At 70.3% G+C, this 12,636-nt stretch carries 9 protein-coding genes and 1 pseudogene; 6 read left to right on the forward strand and 4 right to left on the reverse strand.

Annotated elements, in window-relative coordinates:
- Positions 1-247: 247 nt before the first annotated feature.
- Positions 248-571: pseudogene (locus ABZU75_RS27390) on the forward strand (GNAT family N-acetyltransferase); the annotation flags it as partial.
- Between the two features lie 106 nt (positions 572-677).
- On the opposite strand, the gene ABZU75_RS27395 reads toward ABZU75_RS27390, so the two are convergent.
- Complete coding sequence (locus ABZU75_RS27395; protein ID WP_350926724.1) at positions 678-1,838, reverse strand: hypothetical protein; 1,161 nt, start codon at positions 1,836-1,838, stop codon at positions 678-680.
- Between the two features lie 390 nt (positions 1,839-2,228).
- Between ABZU75_RS27395 and ABZU75_RS27400 the strand changes: the two genes are divergently transcribed.
- A complete protein-coding gene (locus ABZU75_RS27400) occupies positions 2,229-4,229 on the forward strand; it encodes a thioredoxin domain-containing protein (RefSeq protein ID WP_355559935.1) in 2,001 nt (666 codons plus the stop codon).
- Between the two features lie 2 nt (positions 4,230-4,231).
- On the opposite strand, the gene ABZU75_RS27405 is transcribed toward ABZU75_RS27400, so the two are convergent.
- Together ABZU75_RS27405 and ABZU75_RS27410 are read right to left on the reverse strand one after the other, a co-directional pair.
- Positions 4,232-6,370, reverse strand: coding sequence for a transglycosylase domain-containing protein (locus tag ABZU75_RS27405; protein ID WP_355559938.1), 2,139 nt, complete (start codon positions 6,368-6,370; stop codon positions 4,232-4,234).
- Positions 6,371-6,473: 103 nt separating this feature from the next.
- Positions 6,474-6,953: an Lrp/AsnC family transcriptional regulator gene (locus tag ABZU75_RS27410; protein ID WP_030910940.1), complete on the reverse strand. Its 480-nt coding sequence runs from the start codon at positions 6,951-6,953 to the stop codon at positions 6,474-6,476.
- 102 nt (positions 6,954-7,055) lie between these two features.
- On the opposite strand from ABZU75_RS27410, the gene hppD reads away from it, so the two are divergent.
- From hppD to ABZU75_RS27425, 3 genes are all read left to right on the forward strand, one after another.
- Positions 7,056-8,165: a 4-hydroxyphenylpyruvate dioxygenase gene (gene hppD / locus ABZU75_RS27415; protein ID WP_355559941.1), complete on the forward strand. Its 1,110-nt coding sequence runs from the start codon at positions 7,056-7,058 to the stop codon at positions 8,163-8,165.
- A 279-nt stretch (positions 8,166-8,444) separates the two neighbouring features.
- Positions 8,445-8,867 (forward strand): RDD family protein, encoded by a 423-nt coding sequence (locus ABZU75_RS27420; RefSeq protein WP_350926732.1) that lies wholly within the window; start codon positions 8,445-8,447, stop codon positions 8,865-8,867.
- Between the two features lie 73 nt (positions 8,868-8,940).
- Entirely contained in the window at positions 8,941-10,455 is a 1,515-nt protein-coding gene (locus ABZU75_RS27425) for a M1 family metallopeptidase (protein ID WP_355559945.1), read from the forward strand.
- 122 nt (positions 10,456-10,577) lie between these two features.
- Here the strand turns inward: ABZU75_RS27425 and ilvA are convergent, their stop codons facing one another.
- Positions 10,578-11,786 (reverse strand): threonine ammonia-lyase, encoded by a 1,209-nt coding sequence (ilvA, locus tag ABZU75_RS27430; RefSeq protein ID WP_355559950.1) that lies wholly within the window; start codon positions 11,784-11,786, stop codon positions 10,578-10,580.
- A 222-nt stretch (positions 11,787-12,008) separates the two neighbouring features.
- Between ilvA and ABZU75_RS27435 the strand changes: the two genes are divergently transcribed.
- Positions 12,009-12,623, forward strand: coding sequence for a hypothetical protein (locus tag ABZU75_RS27435; protein ID WP_355559953.1), 615 nt, complete (start codon positions 12,009-12,011; stop codon positions 12,621-12,623).
- Positions 12,624-12,636 lie beyond the last annotated feature (13 nt).

Raw genomic sequence — 12,636 nt, forward strand, 5'->3', positions numbered from 1 at the left:
TCTCGCAAGGCGGAGGAGGGAGCCGCAGCGTGCTGCGGTGACCGACGACAACGCGGCGAGGCGCCGCCTGACCGACCGCAGTAGGCAAAAGATCCAAGGGACAGGGCCTAGTCCGACCCCGCGTACGCCCCGGCCTGCCGGAGGCGATCGAGGGGCGACCGGGGACGATCATCCACATCGCCCGATCCCCGGCCGGTGACGGCATGACACGCGCGAAAACCCGCCCGGCAGGGCCGACACCCCGAGGACGAGCATGGCCGACGACATCAAGGTCTCCGACAACCACGAGGCCGCCCGCTTCGAGATCCTGCTGGACGGCGGGGTCGCCGGGTTCGCCGCGTACCGGCTCCGGTCCGGGAAGATCATTTTCACGCACACCGAGATCCTCCCCGAGTTCGAGGGCAGGGGCCTGGGCGGGCGGCTGGCCGCCGCGGCTCTCGACGCGAGCCGCGCCTCCGACCGGATGGTCGTGCCGCTCTGCCCGTTCATCGCCCGCTACATCCGGCGCCACCCCGAATACCGGGATCTGGTGCCGGAGAGCTACCTCGACCTCCTGGACGAGGACGCCTGACCTCGGCGGCCGTACGGCAGGCACCCGGTTCTCCGGACCCGGCCGACCGGCCGCTCCGCGCGTCCCGGCCGTCGGTCCGTCGAGGACCGGACCGCGGCCCTCGCCCTCAGTCCCCGAGGGCGTCCGTCGAGGACCAGGCTCGCTCCAGCGCCCTGGGCAGGCCCCAGCGGCCCAGCGGGGTGAGCACCTCGGTCCTGTCGACGATCCCGAGACACGCCCAGAGCGGGGTGACCGAGCTGAAGAGCGTCTCGGCCGCTTCCAGGTCCTCCGGCTCGTCCATGTCGACGTCGATGTCCTCCGACTCGGCGATGAGCCGGGCGATCCGCTCGGGCGAGGCCAGCACCCCGGGACCGCGCCTGGCCAGGGCCGCGACCACGGCCAGCCAGTCGGCGTGGTGGATCGCGCACAGGGCGGCCAGCACCGAGTCCTCGTGGCTGAGCTCCCCGTCCAGGTCGGTGAAGACCTCCAGCCGGTCCTCCTCCTCCGGCAGGTCGGAGATCGGCCCCGCGATACCCGCCGTGACGGTCAGCCAGAGCTCCTCGTCATCGGCCGGCAGCGGCTCCCCCTCGTACCCGGCGCAGGCCCGCAGCACGTTTCCCGGATAGCCGGGGCCGGCCAGCACCTCGCGCAACCGGGTGGCCGCGGCCCGCAGCTCCCTGACAGGCCGCTCGGGCTCGGGCAGCTCGGCCAGGATGCGCCGCAGCTCGCCCAGGGCGAACGCCTCCTCCTCGTCCCAGGCGGCGAACAGCTCCTCGTCCTGCTCGTCGGAGACCGCGGTTCCCGGGACTCGCCCGTCGGGCAGCGGGCCGGTGAGCCAGCGCTCCTGGAAGTCCGCGTAGACCTCCCTGGCCTGCTCGTCACCCCGCGCGAGCGCGTCCGGGTCGATCTCCCCCGCGGCGACCCGCTCCTCCAGGTAGGCGACCAGCCGGTTGAACATCTCCTCGCCGACCGGTCCCCGCTCGTCCTCCTCGGGCCAGACGAAGAAGCTGCGGGTGAGCAGGAGCGGCTCGGTGCCCGTGGACTCCATCCAGCGCTGCACGTCCCCCACGGTCGCGCCACCGGACTCGATCGCGCTGAGGGTCGCCTTCGCGGAGTCCCAGAACGGCACCGACAGCGGGTTGCCCGCCGCCAGCAGCGCCCGCCTCAGATCCGGCAGCGCCACCAGCGCCACTCCGGACGGCACGGCGAGCAGCGCGCGGGCAACATCACGCCGGGTCAGCTCGGAAGCCGCCCTTCCGGCGTGCACACAGACGAAGTCGAGATCCACGCCCAGTGAGCCTACGCCCGAAGCGCGATGAACACACCTTCCCCCGGCCTGCGGCTCGCGAGCCCCGTCGCGGGAGGCGTCCGGGCAGACGACCACACACCCCGACGGAAGGGGCTGACCCGGGCCACCCCTGGCGCACGACCGTGCGACGGGGGATCTCCTCAAGCCTGCCGGACCGCCGGAGTGATCGGCGCGCGGGCAGGGCGTTCGCGGTGCTCTCATGGCGGAACCTTCCGGCGCCGGGGACGGGCGCCCTGCCCGTGGCCGTCAACCGGGGTCCGGCCAAGTGTCGGTGCCCCTCTCTCGGTCTAGGGTGAGAAGAACCGTGACGCGCGATATCCGCGCACCTCGCGAGGAGAAGTACGCACCGCGTACACCGGAAGGGTCTTCATGAACCGCTTGAAGGACGCGACGAGCCCCTACCTGCTGCAGCACGCGGACAATCCCGTCGACTGGTTCGCCTGGGGGGACGAGGCCTTCGCGGAGGCACGGCGACGGAACGTACCCCTGCTGATCAGCGTCGGTTACTCGGCGTGTCACTGGTGTCACGTGATGGCTCACGAGTCGTTCGAGGATCCCGGCACGGCCGCGCTGATGAACGAGCACTTCGTCAATGTGAAGGTCGATCGCGAGGAGCGTCCGGACGTCGACGCGGTCTACATGACGGCCACCCAGGCCATGACAGGCCAGGGCGGGTGGCCGATGACCGTCTTCGCCACCCCGGAGGGCCACCCCTTCTACACCGGCACCTACTTTCCCAGGCAGCAGTTCCAGCGGCTGCTGGCCGGGGTGTCGAACGCCTGGAACGGCGACCGGGAGACGGTGCTCGAACAGAGCTCGAAGATCGTGGAGGCGCTGAACGAGCAGTCGGCGATGCCGTCGGGGCCGCTGCCCACGCCGAGCACGCTCACCCGGGCCGTGCAGAGCCTGGCCGAGTCCTTCGACTCGGCCCGTGGCGGCTTCGGCGGAGCGCCCAAGTTCCCGCCGTCGATGGCCCTGGAGTTCCTGCTGCGCTACGGCGCGACCCCCACCGGCGAGGATGCGCGGGCGACCGCGAACGCGGCGACGTCCATGGCCGACCGGACGCTGGAGGCCATGGCCAGGGGTGGCATCTACGACCAGCTCGGCGGCGGGTTCGCCCGCTACAGCGTGGACGCGGACTGGGTGGTGCCGCACTTCGAGAAGATGCTCTACGACAACGCCCTGCTCCTGCGGGTCTACACGCACTGGTGGCGCTCAGGCGGCTCCGCCCTGGGCAGGCGGGTGGCGCTGGAGACCGCCGACTGGCTGCTGGCCGAGATGCGCACCCCCGAGGGGGGCTTCGCCTCCGCCCTGGACGCCGACAGCGAGGGCGTGGAGGGCAAGTTCTACGCCTGGACCCCCCGGGAGCTCCGCGAGGTCCTCGGCGAGGAGGACGGCGCCTGGGCGATCGACCTGTTCGAGGTGACGGGGACGTTCGAGCACGGCACCTCGGTGCTCCAGCTCCCCTACGACCCCACCGATCCCGAGCGGTTCGCCCGGGTGCGCTCCGCGCTGCTGGCCGCGCGGGCCCGCCGGGTGCGGCCCGGGCGCGACGACAAGGTGGTGGCCGCCTGGAACGGCCTGGCCATCGCCGCCCTCGCCGAGACCGGCGCCCTGTTCGACCGGCCGGACCTCGTCGAGGCGGCACGCGAGGCGGCCACCCTGATCGACGACCTCCACCTGGACGGCGACCGGCTGCTGCGCACGTCCCGCGACGGCCGCGCCGGCACCAACGCGGGGGTCCTGGAAGACTACGCCGACCTCGCTGAGGGCCTGCTGACCCTTTCCGGGGTGACCGGGGAGGTCCGCTGGTTCCGGCGGGCCGAGTCGCTGCTGGAGACCGTTCTGGAGCGGTTCTCCGATGGCTCCGGCGGGTTCTACGACACCGCCGACGACGCCGAGCGGCTCTTCCAGCGCCCGCAGGACCCGACGGACAACGCCACCCCCTCCGGCCAGTTCGCCGCCGCGGGGGCGCTGCTGTCGTACGCGGCGCTGACCGGCTCGTCCCGGCACAGGGCGGCGGCCGAGGCGGCCCTGGGCACGGTCACCGTCCTGGCCGACAGGCACGCCCGGTTCGCCGGGTGGGGCCTGGCGGTGGCACAGGCGGCGGTGGCCGGCCCGATCGAGGTCGCGGTCGTGGGGCCGGCCGGCGATCCGGCGACGGCGGCCCTGCACCGGGCCGCTCTGATGTCACCCCTGCCCGGCCTGGTCCTGGCGCTCGGGGAGCCCGATTCCGGCGAGATCCCGCTCCTGGCCGGCCGGGGCCTGGTGGGAGGCGCGCCCGCGGCCTACGTATGCCGTGGCTTCACCTGCCGGATGCCCGTCATCACCCCCACGGCCCTGCGAGCCGAGCTGGCGAGCGGGGCGTAGGGTCACTCGCCCCCCGTGGGGGCGACGACACGGCGGCCCAGGCCGTCGAGACCGAGCCCGTCGCCGCCTCCGTCCTGGCCCCCCGGGCCGTTACCGGGGCCGCCCTGCCCCTCGTCGCCCGGCGCCGAGGTCTGGCCGGGGCCGGGGGTCTCCGGTCCGGGACTCGTGCTCTGGCTGGGGCCGAAAGTGCCGGGCTCGTCGGGGTTGGGGGTGGCAAAGCCCTGGTCGCCGCCCTGGTCGTCGTACCGGCCGCCGGAGCCGTAGTCGTCGTACGGGTTGGAGTAGCCGTAGCTGGACGGCTCCTTGAACTCCTTGACCGGCTTGCCGTCCATCGCCTCGGTCATGAAGGCGCGCCAGATCTGGGCGGGATAGGATCCGCCGTACTGGGCGCTGCCGTTCACGGTCACCGGCTTGTTGTCGTCGCGGAACATGTTGACCGCCGTCGCCAGCTGCGGGGTGAACCCGGCGAACCACACGGCCGCCGACTCGTCCGTGGTGCCGGTCTTGCCCGCCACGGGGCGGTCGTACAGGCGGGCGCCCGAGCCGGTGCCCGCCTCGACGACCTGGGTCAGCGCGTAGGTGGCGTCGATGGCGGCCTGCTCGCTGAAGGCGCGCTTCCCCTTGGTGGAGCTCTTCACCACCCTTCCGTCGGCGTCGGTGACCGAGCGGATCACATGGGCCTCGCGGTGGACGCCCTCCGCGGCGAAGGTGGCGAAGCCCGAGGCGTTCTGCACCGCGCTCACCGAGGCCACGCCGAGCGGGAGGGTGGCCGCGGCCCGATGCGGGTCGAGCTGTTTGCCGGGGATTCCGGCGGCCTCGGCGACCTTGACCACCTTGTTCAGGCCGACCTTCTGGGCGAGGTCGACGAAGGCGGTGTTCACCGAGCTCTGGGTCGCCTTGACGAGGTTGACCTGGCCGTAGGAGTAGCCGCCCGAGTTGGGGATGTCGGCGGAGGCGATCCGCAGCGGCGAGTTGCCGTCGACCCTGGTATCCAGGCCGAAGCCGTTGTTCAGGGCCGCGGCCAGCGTGTACGCCTTGAAGGTCGATCCGGCCTGCACCTTGGCCGAGAACGAGTTGTCGAACTTGTTGGCGGCGTAGTCGCGGCCGCCGTAGAAGGCGAGGACCTCACCGGTCGCGGGATCGACGGCGGCCAGCCCGGTGCGGACCTTCTTGGGGGTGTTCTCCGGCAGGACCGAGGTGACGGCGCGCTCGGCGGCGGCCATCAGGTTCTTGTCGAAGGTCGATACGATCTTCAGCCCGCCCTGGTTGATGACCTCGTCGGTGTAGCCCCTGCTTTTGAGCTCGGCCGCCACCTGGTCGAGCATGTAGCCCTCCTGCCCCTTGGGCGCGAAGATCGCCTTGGGCTTTCTGAGGGTGGGGAAGGTCACCTCGGCGGCCTCGGTGGAGGTGACGGCCCCGATGGCCACCATCCCGTCGATCACCGACCTCCAGCGGTCCCTGGCCGCGTAGAGGTCCGCGCCCTGCGGGTCGGCGAACCTGGAGGGCTGCTGGATCACCGCGGCGAGATAGGCGCCCTCGGCGAGGGTCAGCTTGCCCACGTCCTTGCGGAAGTAGGCGTCGGCCGCCGCCTGGACCCCGTCGGCGCCCCGGCCGAAGTAGATCGTGTTGAGGTACTGCTCCAGCACCCAGTCCTTCGACTTCGACTGGTCCACCTTCAGGGAGATCATGATCTCCTTGAGCTTGCGGATTATGGAACGTTCCTGACTGAGACCGCTGTAGTAGTTGCGGACCATCTGCTGGGTGATCGTGGAGCCACCCTGAAGCTGCTGCCCGGTGACCGTGGACCACATGGCCCGGAAGGTGCCCTTGAGGGAGATGCCCTGGTCGTTGTAGAACGAGCGGTTCTCCGCGGCGATGACCGCGTTCCGCAGGCTCTGCGGAACCTTGTCCAGGGTCACGCTCTTGCGGTTGACACCCTGCTTGGCCAGCACGGTCTTGCCGTCGCGGTAGAAGATCACCGAGCCCTGCGCGGTGGCTCTGGGCTGCGTGCTGTCCGGGATGGGGGTCATCGCCCACACCACCCCGAGCAGGCCGATCACCGAGATGACACCGACGCCGAAGACGATGAGTGTGATCCGCAGGAGCTTCCTCCTGGGACTGCCCGTCCCGCCCTTTAGCACGCGTGACCCCCCGATCGGATCCGTCGCAGACCCCCACGGTTGCGCGGACCGTTAAGGGTAAACGATGGATAACGGTGTCTGGCCCCTGCTTGGCATGGTACGGCTAGCTCCTCCCCTTGCGTGGGACATCGGCCACCAAAGGCAGAACACGGTATGGCACAGGGGTGTCCAAGGCGATCACCGACGAGGTCCTGACCACGCCCCGGACGTCAACGATCAGGTCAATTACCCGCTGCAGATCGGCATTGCTGCGCGCCACCACGCGGCAGTGCATGTCGTCACCACCGGTGATCGTGTGCACCTCCAGCACCTCGGGGATGGCCGCGAGTTGCACGGCGACCGGGTCGTGCCCGCTGACCTGGCGGATCTGCAGGGTCACGAACGCGGTCACGTCGTAGCCGAGCGCCGCGGGGGCGATGTCCGGGCCGAACCCGGTGACCACCCCCCGGGCGACCAGCCGGTCGAGGCGTGCCTGCACGGTCCCCCTGGCCACTCCGAGCCGCCGCGAGCATTCCAGCACCCCGAGTCTGGGCTCCGCCGCGAGCAGGGCGATGAGGCGGGCGTCGAGCTGATCGATCGTCATGATGTACAGGTGCTCCGCGATGATCGGCAACTGATTGTGCATATTGTGCACTGTTTCAAGTGAGTGTTGCACAAACAGACCAGCAAATCAGAAAGTACTCGCATGAGCGATATCTTTCCGGTGAACGGTATGGACTCCGTGGTTTTCGCGGTGGGCAACGCCAAGCAGGCCGCCCACTACTACTCCAGCGCGTTCGGCATGCGGCTTGTGGCCTATCGGGGCCCGGAGAACGGCAGCCGCGACGAGGTGGCGTACGTCCTCACCTCGGGCGCCGCCAGATTCGAGTTCCGCGGGGCGGTGCGCCCCGGCACCGAGGTCGCCCGCCATGTGGCCGAGCACGGTGACGGCGTGATCGACCTCGCCATCGAGGTCCCCGACGTGGACACGGCCTACGCCCACGCGCTCGCCCAGGGCGCACGTGGGCTGTCGGAGCCGAGGGTGCTGGAGGACGAGCACGGCAAGGTGGTGGTCGCGGCGATCGCCACCTACGGCGAGACCCGGCACACCCTCGTCGACAGGTCCAACTACAGCGGTGTCTACCTGCCCGGCTACCTCCCGGCGGAACCCCTGGTCGCGGCCCCCGACGTGAAGAACGGCCGCCTGTTCCAGGCCGTCGACCACTGCGTCGGCAACGTGGAACTCGGCAAGATGGACGAGTGGGTGGAGTTCTACAAGCGGGTCATGGGCTTCACCAACATGGCGGAGTTCATCGGCGACGACATCGCCACCGAATACTCGGCGTTGATGTCCAAGGTGGTCGCGGACGGCACCCGCAAGGTGAAATTCCCGCTCAACGAGCCGGCGATCTCCAAGAAGAAGTCGCAGATCGACGAGTATCTGGAGTTCTACGGCGGCCCCGGCGTGCAGCACATCGCGCTGGCCACCAACGACATCCTCGGCACCGTCGACCGCATGCGCGAGGCCGGGGTCAGCTTCCTGGACACTCCCGCCTCCTACTACGACGACCCGGAACTGCGCGCCCGCATCGGCGAGGTCCGCGCGCCGATCGAGGAGCTGAAGAAGCGCGGGATCCTGGTCGACCGGGACGAGGACGGCTACCTGCTGCAGATCTTCACCAAGCCGGTGCAGGACCGTCCGACCGTGTTCTTCGAGCTGATCGAGCGGCACGGCTCGCTCGGCTTCGGCAAGGGCAACTTCAAGGCGCTCTTCGAGGCGATCGAGCGTGAGCAGGACCTCAGGGGAAACCTGTGACCGCGGCTCAGAGGTAACCCACAACCGCCTTTGGCTTTGTGATGGCGCTCTTCCGGCAATCACCCATGAATGGGATCAATACCGCCACCACCGGATGACCGGGGATCGGACCCGTGGTCCGATCCCGCTCCGCCGGGGCCGGGCCACCCAGGCCCCGGCCCCGGTCCTCACCACGGCCCCGGCCCGGAACCCGGCCCCGGCTACACCCCCGGCCCCGGCTACGGTCCCGATCCCGGTTACGGCGGGGGGCCCTTCGGCGGGTCCCCCCAGGCCGGGGACATGCGGCTGGGCGGACGATGGCGCCGCCTGTTCGCGGGCATCCTCGACCTCGTCATCATCAGCCTCATCTCCTCGCCGTTCAGCTACCGGACCGTCAGCACCGTCACGGGCTCCGAGGGCTTCGTCACGATAACGCCCCGCGCGGAGACCCTCCTGGTGGCGGTGATCGGCTTTCTGTACTACTGGCTGCTGACCGCCTTCTGGAACGGGCAGACGCTCGGCAAGCGCCTCTTCCACCTGCGCGTGACCGACCTCGGCGGGCGGAGGACCGACGTCGGGCAGACCGCGATTCGCGAGCTGGTCCGGTGGGTGATGTACATCACCTGCTGCCTGGGGTGGATAGACCTGGCTTTCATCCTTTTTCAGTCACGTAAGCAGGCCGTGCACGACATCGCAGCCAGAACGCTTGTCATAGACGCCTGATCGACGCAGGTCAGTCGCGTAGTGTGCCATGCACGAGCTCGGCTCAGCGGGCCGGGGAAGGGGTGTTACGGGTATGGCGTCCAAACGGCTGGCCACCACGGCGACCGCCGCTCTGCTCAGCACGCTCGGGACCATCGGCACGGTCGCCTGTGCCGCGTCGAGCGGGGAGAGCGTCCCTGCGGGAAGCTCCGCGGTGAACTCGACGGCGAATTCGACGGCGAACTCGACGCTGTCGGGCCCCTCCGCCTCCCCCCTGTCCAGCTCCGCCGCCGACAACAAGGCCAGGCCCGGCGCCCCCGGGATCGGCGACCCCGACTTCCCCACCGACGGCAACGGCGGCTACGACGTCGACCACTACCTGCTCAAGCTGGGCTACACCCCGTCTTCCAAGCACCTGGCCGGGACGGCCAGGATCGAGGCCCGGGCCACCCAGCACCTGGCGAGCTTCAACCTCGACCTCTCGGGCTTCACGGTCAGCCGGGTCACCGTGGACGGCAGGCCCGCGAGATTCGACCGGGCCGGAAGCGAGCTCACCGTCACCCCCGCCGAGTCCATCCCGGACGACGCGACGTTCGCCGTCGAGGTCGCGTACGCCGGAGAGCCCAAACCTGTCCGGAACTCCTCCAACCTGGGCACGTACGGCTTCATTCCGACCCGGGACGGCGCGTTCGTCACGGGTCAGCCCAACGGGGCCAAGACCTGGTTCCCCAGCAACGACCACCCCGCCGACAAGGCGCGCTACGACTTCGAGCTCACCGTGCCCGCGGGGCTGACGGCGCTGGCCAACGGCGAGCTCGTCGGCGAGCCGAGGACCGTCGGGGGCAGGACGACCTTCCGGTGGCGGGAGAGCCACCCGATGGCCAGCTACCTGGCCACCATGACGCTGGGCAGGTTCGAGGTGCTTCAGGGCAAGACCCCTGGAGGCCTGAAGAATCTGGCGGCCGTCGACCCGATCTTCCGTGGCTCGCTGCGGAGGTTGTACGACGTGTCGGGCAAGGTCACCGACTACTGGAGCACGCTCTTCGGCCCCTACCCCTTCTCCTCGACCGGGGGCGTGGTCGACGACTTCCCCGCGGGCTACGCGCTGGAGAACCAGACCAAGCCCATGTACGGCGGGTTCGCCCCCGACGACGACATCATCGCCCACGAGCTGGCCCACCAGTGGTTCGGCGACAGCCTCAGCATCAAGCGGTGGAAGGACCTGTGGCTCAACGAGGGCTTCGCGACCTACGCCGAGTGGCTCTGGTCGGAGCACGAGGGCCGGTCCACCACCGAACAGCTCTTCCGCAGGAACTACGCCGCCGCCGCCGACGCCCCCATCTGGAGCTACGCCCCCGGCCGGGCCAGGCCGGAGGACCTGTTCAACAACTCCGTCTACACCCGGGGCGGTATGACGCTGCACGCGCTCAGGCAGCGGATCGGCGATCCGGCGTTCTTCAAGCTCCTGAAGCAGTGGGTCGCCACGCACAAGTACGGGAGCGTCACGACCCCGGAATTCATCGCGATGGCCGAGAAGATCTCCGGCAAGAACCTCGAAGCCCTCTTCGACGCCTGGTTGTTCACCGCGGAGAAGCCGTCCACCTGGTGACGCGGCGGCGGACCTCGCGGGTCGGGCCCGGCCCGCCGTCGGCCTCCCCTGAGAAGCCGGACGAGACATCCCCGCGCCCGCCCTGACCCGGCTGCGAACCTCGCGGGCCGGGTCCTGGTGACTCAGGTAAAGCTGATCTTGTATCCGTCCGTCCGCAGAGAGCCCAGCACCTCCTCGGAGTGCACCGGCCCCCTGGTCTCCAGCTGAAGCTGCACCTCGACCTCGCCGGGGTGCATGCCCAGCCGCTCGTGCACGATGTCGAGCACGTTGGCGCCGAGTTCCGCCAGCCTGGCCAGCAGCGTCGCCAGCGCACCCGGCCTGTCGGAGAGCGGCACCCGCACGGTGAGATAGCGCCCCGCCGCGGCCAGGCCGTGCCGGAGCACCTTGGCCAGCAGCAGCGGGTCGATGTTGCCCCCGGAGAGCACCGCCACCACGGGCGGCTCGAAGACCCGCGGGTGGGCCAGGATCGCGGCCACCCCGGCCACACCCGCCGGCTCGACGACCTGCTTGGCCCGTTCGAGACAGAGCACCAGCGCCTGGGAGATCTGACTCTCGGTGACGGTGACGACGTTGTCGACCAGATAGTGGATCAGCTCGAAGGGCAGCTCGCCCGGGCGGCCCACGGCGATGCCGTCGGCCATCGTCGAGGCGGGCCGGACCTCGACCGGATGCCCGGCGGCCAGCGACGCCGGGTAGGCGGCGGCCCGCTCGGCCTGGACCCCGACGATCCGCACGCCCGGCCTCAGCGACTTGACCGCCAGCGCGACCCCGGCGGCCAGCCCGCCGCCGCCCAGCGACATCACGATCGTGCCGACCTCGGGGAGCTGCTCCACGATCTCCAGCCCGATCGTGCCCTGCCCGGCGATGACGGCGGGGTGGTCGAAGGGATGGATGAACACCGCTCCGGTCCGCTCGGCATGCTCCCTCGCCCGTTCCAGCGCGACGTCCACGGTGTCTCCCGCGAAGATCACCTCAGCGCCGTACGAGCGGGTGGCGGCCACCTTGGGCAGTGGCGCTCCCTGCGGCATGTAGACCGTCGAGGAGGTCCCGACCAGTCCGGAGGCGAGCGCCACGCCCTGCGCGTGGTTGCCCGCACTGGCCGCGACCACCCCTCGCCGCCGCTCACTCTCGGTCAGCCCGGCGATCCTGACGTACGCCCCTCGGATCTTGAAGGAACCCGAGCGCTGCAGGTGCTCGCACTTGAGGTGGACGGGCCCGCCGACGATGCCCGACAGCACGTGTGAGTGGAGCAGCGGGGTGCGCAGGGCGACGTCGGCCAGCGACTCACGCGCGGCGACCACATCCTCATAGGTCACCCGGGACTCCGACATGAGGGCCATCGTACGGCGCGCGCTCGCGCTTTCGCACCGGACCGGGCGGGAGCGCGCCGGACGGGACTCCGGCCACCACCTGCGATCGCCCCCAGTCGCTTACAAGAACTTCACAAGACGGTGCGGGCAGACTCACGAAGATGGGATCGGAATCGGTTCCTGGACAACACGGAGCGCAAGATGTACGCGGTGGCTCACACCGGGGGGGCAGGGTGTCCTGAGATGACGGACGGGCGGTTCACGAAGGAGGAGTACGTCGAATGGGCGAGGCGGTGGCTCGGCGACCGCCCGATCCCCGGCGAGCTGCTGCGGATGGTCGCCATCCAGGCCGCCCGGCCCCTCGACGCGGGCCGGGAGGCCGACCCGCTGTGCGAGATGGAGATCACCGTGCTGGGGCCGGGGAGCACCCACCCGGTGTTCGACGACGACGCCAACCGGGATATCGGCGGGTCCTGGTCGGAGGTGCTGAGCCACCTGTTCCCCGTCGTGGAGACGTTCAACTCGCCCTCGTACGGCGATGGCGTGTACGGATACTGGCTGCACCCGGATGAGCGGGCGGAGCGACCGCCGATCGTCGCGATCGACAGCGAGGGCACCTTCTTCGCGCCGAGGGGCAGCACCCTCCTTGAGGCGCTGATCAACGATTCCGGCGTCGACGGTGCGGCGTTCGAGCGCCTGGCGGACCGGTTCGCCGCCGTCGGCCTGCCGATCTCCCCGCGCAGCCGTGCCGAGATCCCCTCGTCCGCCATCGTCATGGACCCCGAGATCCTGGAGAAGATCGTGGACGCCGAACACCGAGCGGCCCACACCACGAACAGAGCCCTCGCCTCGCGATGACCGTCCGGTCCGA

It is taken from the genome of Streptosporangium sp. NPDC005286 (genome assembly GCF_040607515.1).
In the GTDB taxonomy this organism is placed as follows: domain Bacteria; phylum Actinomycetota; class Actinomycetes; order Streptosporangiales; family Streptosporangiaceae; genus Streptosporangium.

Bases quoted from the DNA above. Each gene is read 5' to 3' on its own strand.
- ilvA (WP_355559950.1), bottom strand. From the start codon at position 11,786: ATGTCGGAGTCCCGGGTGACCTATGAGGATGTGGTCGCCGCGCGTGAG.
- ABZU75_RS27420 (WP_350926732.1), top strand. From the start codon at position 8,445: ATGCGGCTGGGCGGACGATGGCGCCGCCTGTTCGCGGGCATCCTCGAC.
- ABZU75_RS27435 (WP_355559953.1), top strand. From the start codon at position 12,009: ATGACGGACGGGCGGTTCACGAAGGAGGAGTACGTCGAATGGGCGAGG.
- hppD (WP_355559941.1), top strand. From the start codon at position 7,056: ATGAGCGATATCTTTCCGGTGAACGGTATGGACTCCGTGGTTTTCGCG.
- ABZU75_RS27425 (WP_355559945.1), top strand. From the start codon at position 8,941: ATGGCGTCCAAACGGCTGGCCACCACGGCGACCGCCGCTCTGCTCAGC.
- ABZU75_RS27410 (WP_030910940.1), bottom strand. From the start codon at position 6,953: ATGACGATCGATCAGCTCGACGCCCGCCTCATCGCCCTGCTCGCGGCG.
- ABZU75_RS27400 (WP_355559935.1), top strand. From the start codon at position 2,229: ATGAACCGCTTGAAGGACGCGACGAGCCCCTACCTGCTGCAGCACGCG.